The following is a 17378-nucleotide window of genomic DNA, read 5'->3' as shown; positions in this document are numbered from 1 at the left end:
ATGGACGAAGAAAACGCCCCGCGCGAAACAACCGAGAGCAACCAGCCAGCCGAACTGGCCGCTATCGAGTTCGAATCGCCGGGGCGTTTTGCTGTGCATAACCCGAGCGGCCTGCCGGCGGATATCGCCCAGGCCGAACCCGCTCCCTTTGCCCTCGGCGCCCATACCGCGCTGGAACGCTTTAACCAGATCGAACAAGCCCGCGCCCACGCCCTGGCCCTGCTGCAACAAGCCCGGCGTAGCCTGTGCATCTACAGCCATGATCTGGAGCCCTGGCTCTATCACCACAGCAGCGTGCAGCAGGCCTGCAGCCAGTTTCTCCTGGCCAGCCCGCGCAACCAGCTGCGTATCCTTCTGCGTGACAGCAGCCGCGCGGTCAAGGAAGGCCATCGCCTGCTGAGCCTGGCCCGGCGCCTGTCCAGCAACCTGCAGATCCGCAAACTCAACCCGGATTACCCCAACGAGGAGCTGGCCTTCCTGCTGGCCGACGACTGCGGCCTGCTGGTATTGCCCGAGCCGGGGCAGTTCAGTGGCTATGCTCTGTACCAGGATCTGGTCCGCGCTCGCCAGCGGCGCAGCCAGTTCGACCAGGCCTGGGACACCAGCCTTATCGATCTCGACCTGAGGAGCCTGCTGTTATGAGCCTGCGCACGTTGCTGAGTGCTTTTCTGCTGAGCTGCAGCTTGTCCTTGAGCGCCGCCACCGAAGTTATCCCGCTTAACTACCGCACCGCCGACGATGTACTGGGCGTGGTGCAATCGGTGCTGGGCAACGAGGGGCGGGTCAATGCCTATGGCAACCAGCTGATCGTCAATGCCGCGCCGGACAAGATCGCCGAGGTGCGCGAACTGCTGCAGCAACTGGATACCCGCCCCCGGCGCCTGCTGATCAGCGTCAGCAGTGATGAATCCAGTTTTCAACGCGACCAGGGCTACCGCGCCGACGGCACCATCAGCGGTGGCAATGCCGAGATTCAGATTGGCCAGGGCGAAATCAATGGCCGCGATCAGGTGCGCATTATCCAGCGCAGCACCCAGAGCCGCGGTGGCGGCACCCAGCAGGTGCAGGCCACCGAAGGCTATCCGGCACTGATCCAGGTCGGCCAGAGCGTGCCCCTGACCAGCAGCGGTCGCGATATCTACGGCCAGCCCTACAGCCAGACCCAATACCGCGATGTCACCCGCGGCTTCTATGTCACCGCCAGCCTCAGTGGCGAACTGGTGCATATCAGCATCAGCAGCCAGCGCGACCGCCTGAATCCCCATACCCCCGGCCATATCGATGTGCAGAGCACCGACACCCGGGTCAGCGGGCGCATTGGCGAGTGGATCACCCTGGGCGGCGTCAGCGAACAGAGCCAGGGGCAGCAGCGCGATATCCTGCTGCGCCGCTCGACCCAGGGCCGCGAGGATATGCAGCTGCGCGTGATGGTCGAAGTGCTCGATTGAGGGCTCTGCAACCTGACTTGCCGGTCGTCACCAGACTTATGTAGTAGTCACTGAAAAAGCACTACAAATTCATTGACGAACAATTTGAGCAGAGGCATCATGGCCCCGCTCCCGCTAATCAGAGGTGCCGACAAGGACCTCCGAATCGCGCTCCAACTTACCGTCCGAGCCGATTCGCGTTGTAAAGCCCACAAGGCGGTTTGATGAGATGGCGACTGGAACGAAGTTGTCCTGAGGGACGGGGAAGCGTTTGCAGCAGCCTGCATGAATCGCAGCATCGAGCGCCCAACGGCATCCACGAGCCGGCAAGCGACAAATGACCCGCTCATTTGCAGATGCGCCAGTCAGCCGACTGTTTGTTCGTCACCCTCCTCCCGGATCATTTCCGTCCCACGTCGACTTCTCGACATTCCGCAGTGCGCTCACGACAACCTTCCGGCAACACAGGTGTTCAGTGGGGAAGCCGGTGCTCAACCAACACATTTTTTGAAGGATTGACCATGTCCGCATATCAAAACGACATCAAGGCTGTAGCCGCTCTGAAAGAGAAGTTCGGCAGCAGCTGGAGCGCTATCAACCCCGAGTCCGTCGCCCGTATGCGCGCCCAGAACCGCTTCAAGACCGGTCTGGAAATCGCTCAGTACACCGCCGACATCATGCGCAAGGACATGGCTGAGTACGACGCCGACTCCTCCGTCTACACCCAGTCGCTGGGCTGCTGGCACGGCTTTATCGGGCAGCAGAAGCTGATCTCGATCAAGAAGCACCTGAAGACCACCAACAAGCGCTACCTGTACCTGTCCGGCTGGATGGTTGCTGCTCTGCGTTCCGACTTCGGCCCGCTGCCGGACCAGTCGATGCACGAGAAGACCGCCGTCTCCGACCTGATCGAAGAGCTGTACACCTTCCTGCGTCAGGCTGACAGCCGTGAACTGGATCTGCTGTTCACCGCTCTGGACGCCGCTCGCGAAGCTGGCGACAGCGCCAAGGCTGCCGAGATCCAGAACCAGATCGACAACTACGAAACCCACATCGTACCGATCATCGCCGACATCGACGCTGGCTTCGGTAACCCGGAAGCCACCTACCTGCTGGCCAAGCGCATGATCGAAGCAGGCGCTTGCTGCATCCAGATCGAAAACCAGGTTTCCGACGAGAAGCAGTGCGGCCACCAGGACGGTAAAGTAACCGTTCCTCACGCCGACTTCCTGGCCAAGATCGCCGCCGTGCGTTACGCCTTCCTGGAACTGGGTATCGACAACGGTGTAATCGTTGCCCGTACCGACTCCCTGGGTGCTGGCCTGACCAAGCAGATCGCCGTGACCAAAGAGCCGGGCGACCTGGGCGACCTGTACAACTCCTTCCTGGATTGCGAAGAAATCTCCGAAGCCGAACTGGGCAACGGCGACGTTGTGATCAAGCGTGAAGGCAAGCTGCTGCGTCCCAAGCGTCTGCCGTCCAACCTGTTCCAGTTCCGCGCTGGCACCGGCGAAGATCGCTGCGTACTGGACTGCATCACCAGCCTGCAGAACGGCGCCGACCTGCTGTGGATCGAAACCGAGAAGCCGCACGTTGGCCAGATCAAAGGCATGGTTGATCGCATCCGTGAAGTCATCCCGAATGCCAAGCTGGTTTACAACAACAGCCCGTCCTTCAACTGGACCCTGAACTTCCGCCAGCAGGTATTCGATGCCATGGTTGCCGAAGGCAAGGACGTTTCCGCCTACGACCGCGCCAAGCTGATGAGCGTCGAGTACGACGAGACCGAACTGGCCCAGGTTGCCGATGAGAAGATCCGTACCTTCCAGCGCGACGGTTCGGCCCACGCCGGTATCTTCCACCACCTGATCACCCTGCCGACCTACCACACCGCGGCCCTGTCCACCGACAACCTGGCCAAGGGCTACTTCGCCGACCAGGGCATGCTGGCCTACGTGAAGGGCGTGCAGCGTCAGGAACTGCGTCAGGGTATCGCCTGCGTCAAGCACCAGAACATGGCTGGCTCCGACATCGGCGACAACCACAAAGAGTACTTCGCTGGCGAAGCAGCTCTGAAGGCAAGCGGTAAAGACAACACCATGAACCAGTTTCACTAAGAACAGGTTCGCCGACCGAGACCACGATCAAGGTCGAGCGTGTTGAGAAAACCCCAGCAGCGATGCTGGGGTTTTTTTATGTTCGCCCGAAAGTACTCGGCGCATCCTTGAATGAAATACCCGAATCATTGTGCAAAATTACGAACACGGCATACGGATATTTCATTACACTCAGGCTGATCGAGCAGTAACCCGCTAAAGCTCGACCCATTCAGGCCGATAGGCGTTCCAGGCACTCACAATAAAGGGCTTTGATAAATGCTGTTCAATCGCCTCTCCATCCAGCTCAAGATCACCCTGCTCGCCGGCCTGTGCCTGCTGGCAGTCGTTTTTGTATTGGTCGGCAGTTCCGTGCTGCAGGCTTCGCGCAGCTCCGACCTGGTCAAGGACGCCAGCTCGGCGATGCTGGAAGAGTCGGCGGTATTGCGCATGCAGGCTCGCGGCGAGGCCCAGGCCCTGCAGATGCAGCGCTATTTTATGGATGCCTACCAGTATGGTCGTGGCGCCGCGACCCAGGTCCTGTTTATCCGCGAGCAGGCTGAAAAGCGCTTTCTCGATGCCTTCGACCTGCGTGAAGACCTGACCCGCCAGGTGCGCAGCGCCCTGGAGGCCAACCGCAGTCTGCTGGGTATCTATGTCGCATTTGTACCCAATGGTCTGGATGGCAAGGATGAGCTCTTTACCGGCCAGGAAGAACTGGGCAGCAACGACAAGGGGCGCTTCTCCCTGTACTGGTCACAGGATGATCAGGGCGAAATGGCGCTGGAGGCCATGACCGAAGAGAACCTGGCCGACACCACACCCGGCATCAGTGGCACGCCTTATAACGCTTGGTATACCTGCCCCATCGAGAAGCGCCAGGTCTGCCTGCTGGAACCCTATATCGACGACACCGACGGGGTGAAAACCCTGATGACCAGCATTGCCTTCCCACTGGAGCAAGGCGGCAAGGTGATTGGCGTACTGGGCGTGGATATCAGCCTGGCCAGCCTGCAGGAACTGAGTCTGAACGCCCATCGTGGTCTCTTTGACGGCGCTGGTCACGTCAGCATCATCAGCAGCGCCGGCATCCTCGCCGGTCACAGCCGCAACAGCAGTCTCTTGGGTGACAAGCTGGAAAAGCTCTTCCCCGAGCAAGCGCGACAAATGATTGGCCTGATCAGCGGCAATCGTTCGGAAACCCTGCGCCACAATGGCACCTTACAGGTACTCCAGCCCCTGCTGCCGATTCCGGGGTCCACTCCCTGGGGTGTGCTGATCGAGGTGCCGGAAGAAATCCTGCTGGAACCGGCCACGCGCCTGGAAGCTGAACTGGATAGCATGAGTGCGCGCAGCACGGCCATTTCCCTGGGGCTTGGCCTGGGTGCGGGGGTGTTGGGCATTCTGCTGATCTGGCTGACCGCCCTGGGCGTCACCAAACCCATCCTGGGTGTAGCCGCCATGCTCAAGGATATCGCCACGGGCGAAGGCGATCTGACCCGCCGCCTGCAATACGCCAAGCAGGATGAGCTGGGCGAACTTGCCAGCTGGTTCAATCGCTTTCTCGACAAGCTGCAGCCGATCATTGCCGATGTGAAAAACAGCGTGACCGATGCCCGCAGCACCGCCGACCAGTCGGCACTGATTGCCAGCCAGACCAGCGATGGCATGCAGCAGCAGTTCCGCGAGGTGGATCAGGTGGCCACCGCCTTCCAGGAAATGAGCGCCACCGCCCAGGATGTGGCGCACAACGCGGCCCAGGCAGCGGAAGCGGCGCGCACCGCCGACCAGGCCAGCCGCGAAGGCCTGCAGGTGATCGACAAGACCACCAGCACCATCGAGTTGCTGGCCAACGAGATGAATGTGGCCATGCAGGAAGTCGAGGGCCTGGCCAACAGCAGTGAGCAGATCGGCTCGGTGCTGGAGGTGATCCGCTCCATTGCCGAACAGACCAACCTGTTGGCGCTCAATGCCGCCATCGAAGCGGCGCGCGCCGGTGAAGCCGGGCGCGGCTTTGCCGTGGTGGCCGACGAGGTGCGCAATCTGGCCAAGCGCACCCAGGACTCGGTGGAAGAGATCCGCCAGGTGATCGAAGGCCTGCAAAGCGGCACCAAGGAAGTGGTCAGCACCATGCACAGCAGCCATCGTCAGGCCCAGGGCAGTGTGGAGCAGGTCGAACAGGCCGTAGCTGCCCTGCAGCGTATCAGCCAGGCGGTCAGCGTGATCACCGATATGAACCTGCAGATCGCCAGCGCCGCCGAGGAGCAAAGCTCGGTGGCCGAGGAGATCAACCGCAACGTGGCCTCGATTCGCGATGTGACCGAGTCCATTTCAGCCCAGGCCGACGAATCGGCCACCATCAGCCAGAACCTCAACAAGCTGGCCAATCACCAACAGGCGCTGATGGATCAGTTCCGCGTATAGCCTTGTCACTATTTGACTGCCGCGCTGGCGGCTGTTTCCTTGCAACGCAGACTGGCCGGCCGCTAGTCTGCGTTTTTTATTTATTGTCGAGGTTGCTTCATGCTCAATATCGCCCTGGTTGCCGGCTCCAGCCGCAGCAACAGTCAGTCGTCCAAGGTGGCCCGCTTTCTGCGCCAGCGTCTGATTCAGCAAGGGCTGTGCACTCAGGAACAGAGCAGTCTGATCGACCTGGGCTTAGCTCCCCTGCCCCTGTGGCCGGCTGAAGATGCGGGCCCCTGGGACTTGTATAGCCAGCAACTGCAGGCCGCCGATGCCCTGATCATCGTCGCTCCGGAGTGGAACGGCATGGCCTGCCCGGCGATCAAGAACTTCTTCATTTATGCCGGCAAGGCCGAACTGGCCCATAAGCCTGGGCTGCTGGTGGGGGTTTCCTCAGGTATCGGCGGCGCCTATCCGATCAGCGAGCTGCGCGCCTCCAGCTACAAGAACTGCCGGCTGTGCTATTTGCCCGAGCACCTGATCGTGCGCCAGGTGGAGGCCGTGCTGAATACGCCACAGGCGGCCAGCGAAGAGGACCAGCGCATTCGCAACCGCATCGACTATGCCCTGGATATTCTCGGCAAGTACGGCCAGGCCCTGCAGCCGGTGCGCGCCAGCATCGACCTGAGCCAGTTCGCCACCGGCATGTAATGCGCCTCAGGGGGTTCTGTATGGCAGCTCGATGCGCACCTGCAGGCCACCCAGGGCGCTATCGGTGAGCATTATCTGACCGCCCCAGGTATCGACAATATCGCGCACGATACCCAGTCCCAGACCATGGCCGGTGACCTGCTCATCCAGGCGACTGCCCCGGTTCAGCACCAGTTCACGACGTGATGGTTCGATGCCCGGGCCATCATCCTCGATCTGGATGCGACAGCCTGCTGCATGGCTGTCGATAGTCAGCTGCACTCGGCTGTCAGCCCATTTGCAGGCGTTATCCAGCAGGTTGCCGAGCAGTTCCAGCAGATCCTCCCGATCCCAGGGCAGACGCAGATCAGCGCTGGCCTGCCAGCTCAGCTGGAGATGACCACCATGGATCATCTCCAGCGTGGCAAACAACTCAGGCAGCTCCCGTGCGCACACGAAGTGCGCCCCCGGCAGCACTTCGCCTGCCAGACGCGCACGGCCCAACTCCCGGGCAATGCGCTGCTCAATATGCTCCAGTTGTAGCCGCAGCGCGCCCTGCAGTTCGGGGCATTGTCTGAACTCCTCGCGATCCAGCAGGCTGACCAACACCGCCAGCGGCGTCTTCAGGGCATGGCCCAGATTGCCCAGGGCATTGCGTGAACGCTTGAGACTGTCTTCGGTATGGCTGAGCAGGTGATTGATCTGCGCCACCAGCGGCTGCAGTTCATCCGGCACCTGCTCTTCAAGCTGGCTACGTTGCCCCTGCTGCAATTGCATGATCTGCTGGCGGGCCTGTTCCAGAGGACGCAAGGCGCGACGCACGATAAAACGCTGTAACAGCAGAATGACGCCCAGTGCCACACCGCCCAGCAGCAGACCCAGCCGTTGCAGACGCTGGAAACTGTCCAGCACCGGGGTGTAATCCCGGGCCACATGAATACTGATGTCCTGCCCGAAACGCTGATAATCGGCACGCAGAATCAGCCACTGCTGACCTTCCGGCCCGTCAGCCAGGGCCGCTTGCAGACCGGGTTCGGCCGCCTGGGGCAGCTCTCGATCCCAGAGTGAGCGCGAACGCCAGGCCTCGCCGGCAAAGTCGATGCGAAAATACTGGCCGGAATAGGGCCGCTGAAAGCCTGCACTAAGCCGTCGTTCATCCAGCTGCAAACCTTGCGGGCCTCTATAGATGGCGCTCATCAGGGTCTGCGCCTCATTCTCCAGGCCTTCCTGCAGGTAACGGCGCAGGCTGTGATCGAACAGCCACAGACTGCCCTGGGCCAAGATCAGCCCGACCACCAGCAGCACGCCGACCAGACCCAGGCTCAGACGCCGCTGAATCGACCTCAAAGGCCGTCTCCCGTGAAACGGTAGCCCTGGCCGCGACGGGTCTCGATCACCTCGCGGCCGAGCTTGCGCCGCAAGTGATTGACATGCACTTCGATGACATTGGAATCGCGCTCGCTTTCCCCGTCGTACAGGTGCTCGTTGAGCTGAATCTTGGACAGGATCTTGCCGCTGTGCAGCATGAAATAGCGCAGCAGACGAAACTCGGCTGCGGTCAGCTCGATGACCTGGCCATCACGGCTGACGCACTGGCGTGCCTCATCCAGCTGCAAACCAGCCGCATCCAGGGTTGGCTGGTTGGCCAGGCCATTGGCCCGGCGCAGCAGCGCCTGGATACGCAGTTGCAGCTCTTCCGGATGAAAGGGTTTGCTCAGGTAGTCGTCGGCACCGGCCTTGAGCCCCTCGATACGCTCGGCCCAGGAGCCGCGCGCCGTCAGCACCAGCACCGGCGTGCTGAGCCCTGCGCCGCGCCATTCACGCAACACCTCAAGCCCCGGTCTGCCAGGCAGACCGAGGTCGAGAATGATCAGGTCATAGGGTTCGCTGACGCCCTGATAGGCAGCGTCGCGGCCATCGGCCAGCCAGTCCACGGCATAGCCCTGGCGAGTCAGGCTGGCCAACAGTTCGTCGGCCAGTGGTACATGGTCCTCGACCAGCAACAGGCGCATTCAGTCTTCCACCTCGTCTTTGAGCAAGCGCCCGTCACGGGCATCCAGCTCCAGCTCGCGAATACTCCCTTCTGCCGTGATCAACTCGACTTCATAAACCAGGATACCGTCTTCCTCTTCCAGTTCGACTTCCAGCAATTCTGCACCGGGATAGCGCTCGCGGGCCCGCTGGAGCATCTGCTCCAGCGGCAGAATCTGCCCTTCACGCAGCAGGCGCCGCGCTTCGTCATGGTTCAGATCCCGTGCGCTAAGGCTGAAACTCAGCATCAGCATCAGCATCAGCAACAGGCCGGCCAATAGGCCTGGATATCCCGGTTTAAGCTGCATCAATCGTCCTGCTTGTTCTTCAATACTTGGCCAGTGGCCGCATCCAGTTCCAGGTCCCATTGCTGCCCCTGGGCGTCGCGCACCTCGACCTGATAAATATAGCGACCGTATTCTTCTTCCAGTTCGGTTTCCTCGACCACCGCGCCCGGGTGCTGCTCCAGTGCCACGGCGTTGAGTTTCTCGAAGGATTGAATAGTACCGGCATCGCGCAGTTTAAGGGCCTCATCCGGCCCCAGATCACGGGCCTGGGCAACGGATGCAAGGCTCAGGGCAGTGGCGCTGACGAGGGCAAGTAGTGCTTTCATGTGAATCTCCTTGAGGGGTTTGCTTTCGACGAGTCAAGACTAAGACGCTGGACTTAATCCAAGCTGAATTCCTGTGCTGCATCATCCAGCGACCGGTATCGGGATCATTCACCGCCTGAAGTGGCTTGGCCTGCTCCCTGCAGTCCCTATAATCCTCGCCTGCCGTGACGGAGCTCATCATGACTGCATTTCAAATCAAGTCCCCTGCCCTGACCATCAAAGCCGGGCCGCGGGCTTTCCAGCGTATCCGCCAGCAGGGGCTGCAGCCGGGCGATGTAGGGATACTGCCGGGGGCGGCGGGCGGTCCCAAGGCATTGGGGATTCAGGGCCTGGACCTGGCCCTGTTTGGCGACTGGCTACCCCGAGCGCCCCGCGAGCGCGCTCTGATTGGCGCCTCCATTGGCTCCTGGCGTTTCGCCAGCGCCTGTCTGCCGGATGCCGCCGCCGGCCTTCGCCGCCTGGGCGAACTCTATACCGCCCAGCGTTTTGCCAAGGGCGTGAGCATGGCCGAGGTGACCCAAAGTTGCCGCCTGATGCTGAACGAGTTGTTGCAGAGTCAGGACCAGCAGATTCTCAGCAACCCGCACTACCGTCTGAATATCGTGGTGGTCAAAAGCCATGGCCTGCTCCAGCACGATCACCGCGGCGCTCTCGGTCTGGGGCTCGGCTCGGTGATCGGCAACAACCTGCTGGGCCGCGCGCGCCTGGCTCGGCATTTCGAGCGGGTGATCCTGCATGACGGTCGCCAGGCGCCACCGCTCCAGGCGTTGCGCGACTTTCCCTCGCGCTATCTGCCCCTGGACGGCGACAACCTGCGTCACGCCCTGCTCGCCTCCGGCTCCATCCCCATGGTGATGCAGGGCATCCGCGACATTCCCGGCGCCGGTCCCGGCACCTACCGCGACGGCGGCCTGCTCGACTATCACCTGGATCTGCCCTACAGCGGCAGCGATATCGTCCTGTACCCGCATTTCACCGACCGGGTTATACCCGGCTGGTTCGACAAGAGCCTGCCCTGGCGCCGCGCCGACACGGCTCGCTTGCAGGATGTGCTGCTATTGGCGCCCTCCCGTGACTATCTGGCGCGACTGCCTCATGGCAAACTGCCAGATCGCAAGGACTTCAGCCGCTACCTGGGTGACGATGTCGGTCGTGAGCGCTACTGGCGCCAGGCCATGGCCGAGAGCCAGCGCCTGGGTGACGAGTTCCTCGAACTGGCCGATAGCGGCCGCCTGCTGGAGCGCCTGCAACCACTCTGAGCGCTAATATGACCAAGGACGGTACGTGTGAAACTTGCAGTCGCCATTATTCACGGCATCGGCACACAACCCGACGAACGCAACGATGAAGGCCAGCATGCCTTTGCCCAGGGACTGATCGCCGGGCTGCGCCAGCGCCTTGGTGTCGAGGCCGATCAGGTGGCCTTCCAGAGCCTGTACTGGGCCAGCGTGCTGGATAACCGCCAGTACGATTACCTGGCCCGCCTGCGGGACCAACCGGTGCGCTGGCGCTGGCTCAGACGTATCGTCACCCTGTTTCTTGGCGATGCCAGCGGTTACCGCAAGGTCAGCCAGGCCTATGACACCACCTATGAAGAGGTGCATCAGTGCCTGCGCCAGGGCTTGCAAGCCCTGCGCGCCAAGGTGGATGCCGACACTCCGCTGGTGGTGCTGGCCCATTCACTGGGCGGGCATATCTTCTCCAACTTCGCTTGGGATCAGCAGCGCATCAATAAAGCAGAATGCTGCCCGCTGGACCCTTTTCTGGCCCTGGAAACCCTCTGTGGGCTGATCACCTTCGGCTGCAATATCCCTCTGTTTACCTTCGCCTGCGACCCGGTTGTGCCGATTCGCTTTCCCGGCAACTGCCTGCCCAATGCCCTGCGCGAACAGGCGCGCTGGCTCAATCTCTATGCGCCGGCCGATCCATTGGGTTACCCCCTACGCCCCCTGCCCAGCTATGCCGCTGTGGTGGCCGAAGATCGTGCCATGCCGGTTGGCCCCTGGTATGCCCGCCACACCCCCTTGAGCCACTTGGGCTACTGGGGGGATCAACGCTTCCAGAACTATGTAGCCCACCATCTACGCCAGTTGCTGGCCGTATGCTGAGCCGCTGTGAGGCTGCATAAATCGGCCTCTCAGTGGAAAAAATGTGATTTAACGGACAATTTCTTGCATTTTTGTTCAGACGTGTGACTCCGCAGTCATCATCGGTCATCAACAGCTATGACTGGCCAGCGTGAAGCAAGCGCTGGCCCTTGAAGATTTGGGATCAACTCGGAGAAACCGACCCCATGAACGCCCCGCTGCGTTTTAACGATGCACTGCTGATTGCCGACCGCGCCTTTCAACCCTTCCAGTGTGTGGCCTGGGCACCTCAGGATGGCACTGGCAACCTCAGCCTGAGCGTGATTGACCGCACCAGCACCCGTCTGCTCGGCCGCACCCAGCTGTCCAGCAGCACCTACAGCGACCCCGCACAACTGGCCAGCGTGCTGCAGCAATCCCGCGAACAACTGAGCCAGCAGGGTTTTGCCCTGGAGCCGTGGAGCATGCCGGAATAATTCGGCGCTCAGTGCGCGATATGCAGCCCCTGGAAAACAGGGGCTGCTCGCTCTTCCGCCTCTGGCGTTAAGCTGCTGGCTGATTCCTCACCCCAGGGACGAACAGCGATGCTGCAACTGCGCCCCAACTGTGAATGCTGCGACTGCGATCTACCGGCTGATACGCCAGATGCGCTGATCTGCTCATTCGAATGCACTTTCTGTCGTGCCTGCGGTGAAACGCGCCTGCAGGGCGTATGCCCCAATTGCGCTGGCGAACTGGTGCGCCGACCGCGGCGGCCAGCAGGCAAAACTGACGCAGTAACCAGCGTCCAGTCAGCGCGTGCATAAGCCCAGCGGCTGCCCTTAACAGGTAGTTACATCCAAATACAGTGTTTCAAGGGCTAAACTTTATGGCGGGAATCCGCTCGGGAGTTCTTCTCACCATGGATACTCAAGCACTTTCCGTGCTGATTGGCTCAAGTTATCCAACTCTATACCAAGCAGAAACCCGCACTTCATCTGACTTGCAAGAACCACCCACAACCGAGCTTCTTGATAGCTTGACCGCATTACAGAGCTGCCCGTATTGCTAAGCGAAAGCAGAGCACCTTGCCCGATGAGGCTGATCACGCGGTTCACGCCGTTATCGTTGCCGGTCGCCTCGACGGACGAGTTCCGCTGTGTCGAATAGCGGCCTTGTCGCTTGCACTATCCCGAGCGTTAGAAAGCCTATGCCCTGGCGCTGATCAGCGGACTAAGCATTCGCAAGGCGGCCAAACGGTGTGGCATCAGCAAGAACACATCCTTTCTCTGGCGCCATCACTTCCTGGCCTGCGCGGCCCAGCATTATGCTGTACATGAGGCGGGAATCGTTGAAGTCGACAAAACGTTTTTTCCGGTGCCCCCCAGGGTCAGCACAGCAGCCACGTCCCCGCAAAAGGGGTGGCGTCGGCAAAACGCGCGGCACAAGCAGAGATCAGATTCCGGCCATGGTGGTTCGTGATTATGAAGGACAAACCACAGACTTTAAGTTGGAGAAACTGGATGCGAGGCATGTACGAGTAAGCCTTACTGTCGCTGATCGACCTCAGCGCCGACTTGTGTGATGGCGGCGCAGCGATCTACACCAACTTTGTTCACCTTCAGGGCATTATTCACCATGTCCTTCACTCGCGTCCTGGCGATCTGATAAGACAGGGCACTTTCCACATTCAAAACGTTAATACCTAACACAGCCGTCTAAAGACTTTGATGACTCGCTTTCATAATGTCGCTACCCACTACCTCGCGAATTACCTAAGCTGGCGGCGCATGCTTGAGCGTTATCAGCAGCGTATCCAGAAGGTTCACTGCATCCATGAGGTGACTGGGCGCACCATGCAACCTGCTATTGGGACATAGCCTCCCCATGCCGCTTGCCGGGCTCCCGGCAAGCGGCATGGGGAGGCGGCGCTTCGATCAGCGGCTGGCTTTCATCATGTCGCGGGGCATGTACTTGCCGATCTCGAACTTGCCGATGGCCGCGCGGTGCACTTCATCCGGGCCGTCGGCCAGGCGCAGGGTGCGCTGCATGGCGTACCAGTAGGCCAGCGGGAAATCGTTGGACACCCCGGCACCGCCGTGGATCTGGATGGCGCGGTCGATCACTTTCAGCGCCACATTGGGTGCCACCACCTTGATCTGGGCGATTTCGCTGGCGGCGACCTTGTTGCCCACGGTATCCATCATATAGGCCGCATTGAGGGTCAGCAGACGGGCCATATTGATCTCCATGCGCGAGTCGGCGATGTGATCGATATTGCCCCCCAGGCGAGCCAGGGGCTTGCCGAAGGCGGTACGGCTGATGGAACGCTCGCACATCAGTTTCAGTGCACGCTCGGCCATGCCGATAGAGCGCATGCAGTGGTGGATGCGGCCTGGGCCAAGGCGGCCCTGGGCGATCTCGAAGCCACGGCCCTCACCCAGCAGCACGTTTTCGTAGGGCACACGTACGTTCTCGAACAGCACCTCGGCGTGGCCGTGGGGCGCATCGTCATAGCCGAATACCGGCAGCGGACGCAGCACTTTCACGCCCGGGGCGTCCATCGGCACCAGGATCATCGAGTGTTGCTGGTGGCGCGGGCCGTCCGGGTTGGTCAGGCCCATGAAGATCATGATCTTGCAGCGCGGATCGCAGGCGCCGGAGGTCCACCACTTGCGGCCGTTGATCACCCACTCGTCACCCTCGCGCACGGCGCGGGCTTCCATATTGGTGGCATCGGATGAGGCCACGCCCGGCTCGGTCATGGCGAAGGCAGAGCGGATGGTGCCGTCCAGCAATGGCTTGAGCCACTGTTCCTTCTGCGCCTCATTGCCGTAGCGCACCAGCACTTCCATATTGCCGGTGTCCGGCGCTGCGCAGTTGAACGGCTCCGGGCCAATCAGCGAGCTGCCCATGATTTCGGCCAGAGGCGCGTATTCGGTGTTGGTCAGGCCGGCGCCCAGCTCGGATTCCGGCAGAAACAGGTTCCACAGGCCTTCAGCCTTGGCCTTGGTTTTCAGCTCTTCCATGATCGCGGTGGGCTGCCAGCGATCGCCTTCGGCTACCTGCTGCTCGAACACGGCTTCGGCTGGGTAAACATGGGCCTCCATAAACGCGCTGACACGTTCACGCAGTTCCTGGACCTTGGGGGAGTAGGCGAAATCCATGGGCGGCTACCTTCTGACACTGAGTGTGAATGGGTGATTCGGTGAAGTGAAAATGATGCTAGATCAGGGAGTAGGATTTATCTAATCTATTCTCGTCGTGTATAAACATTCATCACCGATATATGTTCAACTGATAGCGATCATCACTCGGAGTGAGCGTGCAATGAATCTGAACAAGGTCGACCTGAACCTCTTCGTGGTCTTCGACGCCATCTACACCGAGGCCAACCTGACCCGCGCCGGGCAGATCGTCGGCATCACCCAGCCGGCGGTATCCAATGCCCTGGCGCGTCTGCGCGAGACCTTCAACGACCCGCTGTTCGTGCGTACCGCCCAGGGCATGGTGCCCACACCCATGGCGCAGAACATCATCGGCCCGGTGCGCAACGCCCTGCAGCAGCTGCGCATCTCGGTGCAGGAAAGCCGCACCTTCAACCCGGCCCAGGCCAACAAGACCTACCGCATCAGCATGACCGACCTGACCGAGGCCATGGTCCTGCCCCTGCTGTTCCAGCGCCTGCGGCGCATGGCGCCCAACGTCAATATCGAGAGCATGCTGGCGCGCCGCCGCGACACCACCAAGGAGCTGGCCGCCGGGCGCCTGGATTTCGCCGTGGACGCGCCGCTCAATACCGACCCCCAGGTGCGCCACGTCAAGCTGCTGGAGGACCGTTACGTCTGCGCCATGCGCCAGGGCCATCCCCTGGCCAAGGACAAGATCAGCCTGGACGAGTACATGGGCCTGACCCATATCCATATCTCCAGCCGTCGCAGCGGTCTTGGTCATGTCGACCTGGCCCTGGGGCGCATGGGTATCCAGCGCAAGATTGCCCTGCGTTCCCAGCATTACCTGATGGCCACCACGGTGCTGCAGAACACCGACATGGCCATGACCGTGCCCGAGCGCTTCGCCCGGCGCAACGGCTTGCACTATATCCCCCTGCCGCTCAAGGATATGGCGCCCCTGGAAACCCACCTGTACTGGCACGAAAGCACCGACCAGGACCCGGCCAACCGTTGGATGCGCGAGCAGATCATCGAGATCTGCCAACAGATTGCCGCCCAGGACAAACAGCCCGAGCCGGCCTGATCCCCTAACGCTTGTCAGCACGCGACGACAATCAAGCGAGGGGCTGACCGGGCCCTCGGCTTCCCCTCTGCAGCGATGGATAACCTTGTGTTGACTAAATGCGGCCGCAAGCTTACGTTAACGTAAAGGTAAACAAGAGCTGCCTTTATGTCCGCCATCACCTACTCGATTTCCGACCTGGCCCGGGAGCTGGATATCACCACCCGCGCCATTCGCTTCTATGAAGAGCAAGGCATGCTCAGCCCTGAGCGCCGCGGCCAGGAGCGCATCTACAGCGCCAAGGACAAGGTCACCCTCAAGCTGATCCTGCGCGGCAAGCGCATCGGCTTTTCCCTGGCCGAGTGCAAGGAGCTGATCGAGCTGTATGACCCGGTGCACGGCAATCGCAAGCAGCTGCACACCTTTATGGCCAAGATCGCCGAGCGTCGCGCCCAGTTGCAGCAGCAACTGCTGGACATCGAACAGATGCAGCTGGAGCTGGATACCGCCGAAGAGCGCTGCCTGGCGGCACTAGCCGAAACCGATAAAAAACAATCCGTTATCTCCTGAACTTAATTCGAACAATTACAGGTGGAACCATGAGCTACCCAACCCTTAACTTCGGTCTCGGCGAGACCATCGATATGCTGCGCGACTCGGTGTATCAGTTCTCACAAGCCGAGCTGGCCCCACGCGCCGCGCAGATCGACCGCGGCAACGAGTTCCCCATGGACATGTGGCGCAAGTTCGGCGACATGGGCCTGCTCGGCATGACCGTGGAAGAGGAATATGGCGGCACCAATATGGGCTACCTGGCCCACGTGGTTGCGATGGAAGAGATCAGCCGCGCCTCGGCCTCGGTCGGCCTGTCCTACGGCGCCCACTCCAACCTGTGCGTCAACCAGATCCGCAAGAACGGCAGCGAGGCGCAGAAGCAGAAGTACCTGCCCAAGCTGTGCTCCGGCGAGCATATCGGCGCCCTGGCCATGAGCGAGCCCAATGCCGGCTCCGACGTGGTGTCGATGAAGCTGCGCGCCGAGAAGCGCGGCGACCGCTACGTGCTCAACGGCAACAAGATGTGGATCACCAACGGTCCGGACGCCCACACCTATGTGATCTACGCCAAAACCGACATCAACGCCGGCTCGCGCGGCATGACCGCCTTTATCGTCGAGCGCGACTTCAAGGGCTTCTCCCGCCATCAGAAGCTGGACAAGCTGGGCATGCGCGGCTCCAACACCTGCGAGCTGGTGTTCGAGGATTGTGAGGTGCCAGAGGAAAACATCCTCGGTGCCGAAGGCGGCGGCGTGCGCGTGCTGATGAGCGGCCTGGACTACGAGCGCACCGTGCTCTCCGGCGGTCCCACCGGGATCATGACCGCCTGCATGGATGTGGTGCTGCCCTACGTTCACGAGCGCCAGCAGTTCAAGCAGTCGATCGGCGAGTTCCAGTTGGTGCAGGGCAAGCTGGCCGATATGTACGCCGGCATGAACGCCTCCAAGTCCTACCTGTACAACGTCGCCAAGGCCTGCGACCGCGGCGAGGAATCGCGCAAGGACGCCGCTGCGGTAATCCTCTACACCGCCGAGATGGCTACCAAAATGGCCCTGGACACCATCCAGCTGCTCGGTGGTAACGGCTACACCAACGAGTACCCGGCCGGCCGCCTGTTGCGCGACGCCAAGCTCTATGAGATCGGCGCCGGCACCAGCGAGATCCGCCGCATGCTGATCGGTCGCGAACTGTTTAACGAAACCAAGTAAGGCGTTTGCCTGCGTAGGGTGGAAAACCGCGAAGCGTTTTCCACCAATGCCGG

17 protein-coding genes and 1 pseudogene are annotated in these 17378 nt (G+C 61.1%); 13 read left to right on the top strand and 5 right to left on the bottom strand.

The genetic code is table 11. The features are described 5' to 3' along the window. From GJV18_RS11080 to GJV18_RS11060, 5 genes are all read left to right on the top strand, one after another. Complete coding sequence (locus GJV18_RS11080; RefSeq protein WP_160345388.1) at positions 1-642, top strand: DUF7931 domain-containing protein; 642 nt, start codon at positions 1-3, stop codon at positions 640-642. After that, on the top strand, positions 639-1448 hold the full coding sequence (locus tag GJV18_RS11075; protein ID WP_160345386.1) for a secretin N-terminal domain-containing protein: 810 nt from the start codon (positions 639-641) through the stop codon (positions 1446-1448). The genes GJV18_RS11080 and GJV18_RS11075 overlap by 4 nt, the downstream gene beginning before the upstream one ends. 500 nt (positions 1449-1948) lie before the next feature. Continuing rightward, positions 1949-3544, top strand: coding sequence for an isocitrate lyase (locus GJV18_RS11070; protein ID WP_160345384.1), 1596 nt, complete (start codon positions 1949-1951; stop codon positions 3542-3544). Between the two features lie 258 nt (positions 3545-3802). Beyond that, positions 3803-5947, top strand: coding sequence for a methyl-accepting chemotaxis protein (locus tag GJV18_RS19000; protein WP_160345382.1), 2145 nt, complete (start codon positions 3803-3805; stop codon positions 5945-5947). A 99-nt stretch (positions 5948-6046) separates the two neighbouring features. Beyond that, positions 6047-6637, top strand: a complete 591-nt coding sequence (locus GJV18_RS11060; protein ID WP_160345380.1) for an NADPH-dependent FMN reductase — start codon at positions 6047-6049, stop codon at positions 6635-6637. Between the two features lie 6 nt (positions 6638-6643). On the opposite strand, the gene GJV18_RS11055 is transcribed toward GJV18_RS11060, so the two are convergent. The 4 genes from GJV18_RS11055 to GJV18_RS11040 are packed head-to-tail and all read right to left on the bottom strand — an operon-like array spanning position 6644 to position 9260. Next, positions 6644-7963: a sensor histidine kinase gene (locus GJV18_RS11055; RefSeq protein WP_160345378.1), complete on the bottom strand. Its 1320-nt coding sequence runs from the start codon at positions 7961-7963 to the stop codon at positions 6644-6646. Beyond that, positions 7960-8628 carry a response regulator transcription factor gene (locus GJV18_RS11050; RefSeq protein WP_160345376.1) on the bottom strand — a complete coding sequence of 223 codons (669 nt, stop codon included), beginning with the start codon at positions 8626-8628 and terminating at the stop codon, positions 7960-7962. The genes GJV18_RS11055 and GJV18_RS11050 overlap by 4 nt, the downstream gene beginning before the upstream one ends. Further along, positions 8629-8907, bottom strand: coding sequence for a PepSY domain-containing protein (locus GJV18_RS11045; RefSeq protein WP_233280166.1), 279 nt, complete (start codon positions 8905-8907; stop codon positions 8629-8631). It lies immediately after the preceding gene. A 47-nt stretch (positions 8908-8954) separates the two neighbouring features. Further along, a complete protein-coding gene (locus GJV18_RS11040) occupies positions 8955-9260 on the bottom strand; it encodes a PepSY domain-containing protein (protein ID WP_160345372.1) in 306 nt (101 codons plus the stop codon). Between the two features lie 179 nt (positions 9261-9439). On the opposite strand from GJV18_RS11040, the gene GJV18_RS11035 reads away from it, so the two are divergent. The 5 genes and pseudogenes from GJV18_RS11035 to GJV18_RS18915 all read left to right on the top strand — a co-directional run bounded on the left by GJV18_RS11035 (position 9440) and on the right by GJV18_RS18915 (position 12808). Beyond that, entirely contained in the window at positions 9440-10519 is a 1080-nt protein-coding gene (locus tag GJV18_RS11035) for a patatin-like phospholipase family protein (protein WP_160345370.1), read from the top strand. A gap of 27 nt (positions 10520-10546) precedes the next feature. Further along, positions 10547-11368 carry a hypothetical protein gene (locus GJV18_RS11030; RefSeq protein ID WP_160345368.1) on the top strand — a complete coding sequence of 274 codons (822 nt, stop codon included), beginning with the start codon at positions 10547-10549 and terminating at the stop codon, positions 11366-11368. A gap of 185 nt (positions 11369-11553) precedes the next feature. Further along, the gene (locus GJV18_RS11025) at positions 11554-11823 is read left to right on the top strand and encodes a hypothetical protein (RefSeq protein ID WP_160345366.1); all 270 of its coding nucleotides are present in this window, start codon (positions 11554-11556) and stop codon (positions 11821-11823) included. Positions 11824-11931: 108 nt separating this feature from the next. Then, positions 11932-12172 (top strand): annotated as a pseudogene (locus GJV18_RS11020) (DUF1272 domain-containing protein). A 369-nt stretch (positions 12173-12541) separates the two neighbouring features. Continuing rightward, positions 12542-12808, top strand: coding sequence for a hypothetical protein (locus tag GJV18_RS18915; RefSeq protein WP_407692359.1), 267 nt, complete (start codon positions 12542-12544; stop codon positions 12806-12808). Positions 12809-13263: 455 nt separating this feature from the next. On the opposite strand, the gene GJV18_RS11015 is transcribed toward GJV18_RS18915, so the two are convergent. Next, entirely contained in the window at positions 13264-14493 is a 1230-nt protein-coding gene (locus GJV18_RS11015) for an acyl-CoA dehydrogenase (protein ID WP_160345364.1), read from the bottom strand. A 163-nt stretch (positions 14494-14656) separates the two neighbouring features. Here GJV18_RS11015 and GJV18_RS11010 point away from each other — a divergent pair, with 163 nt between their 5' ends. The 3 genes from GJV18_RS11010 (at position 14657) to GJV18_RS11000 (ending at position 17325) form a co-directional block, all read left to right on the top strand. Continuing rightward, positions 14657-15583: a LysR family transcriptional regulator gene (locus GJV18_RS11010; protein WP_160345362.1), complete on the top strand. Its 927-nt coding sequence runs from the start codon at positions 14657-14659 to the stop codon at positions 15581-15583. A gap of 147 nt (positions 15584-15730) precedes the next feature. Beyond that, positions 15731-16132 (top strand): MerR family transcriptional regulator, encoded by a 402-nt coding sequence (locus tag GJV18_RS11005; protein ID WP_160345360.1) that lies wholly within the window; start codon positions 15731-15733, stop codon positions 16130-16132. Positions 16133-16161: 29 nt separating this feature from the next. Then, positions 16162-17325: an isovaleryl-CoA dehydrogenase gene (locus GJV18_RS11000; RefSeq protein ID WP_160345359.1), complete on the top strand. Its 1164-nt coding sequence runs from the start codon at positions 16162-16164 to the stop codon at positions 17323-17325. The last annotated feature ends 53 nt before the right edge of the window (positions 17326-17378 follow it).

This window comes from Pseudomonas xionganensis (assembly GCF_009763245.1).
Lineage (GTDB): Bacteria > Pseudomonadota > Gammaproteobacteria > Pseudomonadales > Pseudomonadaceae > Aquipseudomonas > Aquipseudomonas xionganensis.
Note: the sequence above shows the minus strand (reverse complement) of the source record. Positions and strands in the feature narration are given on the sequence as shown.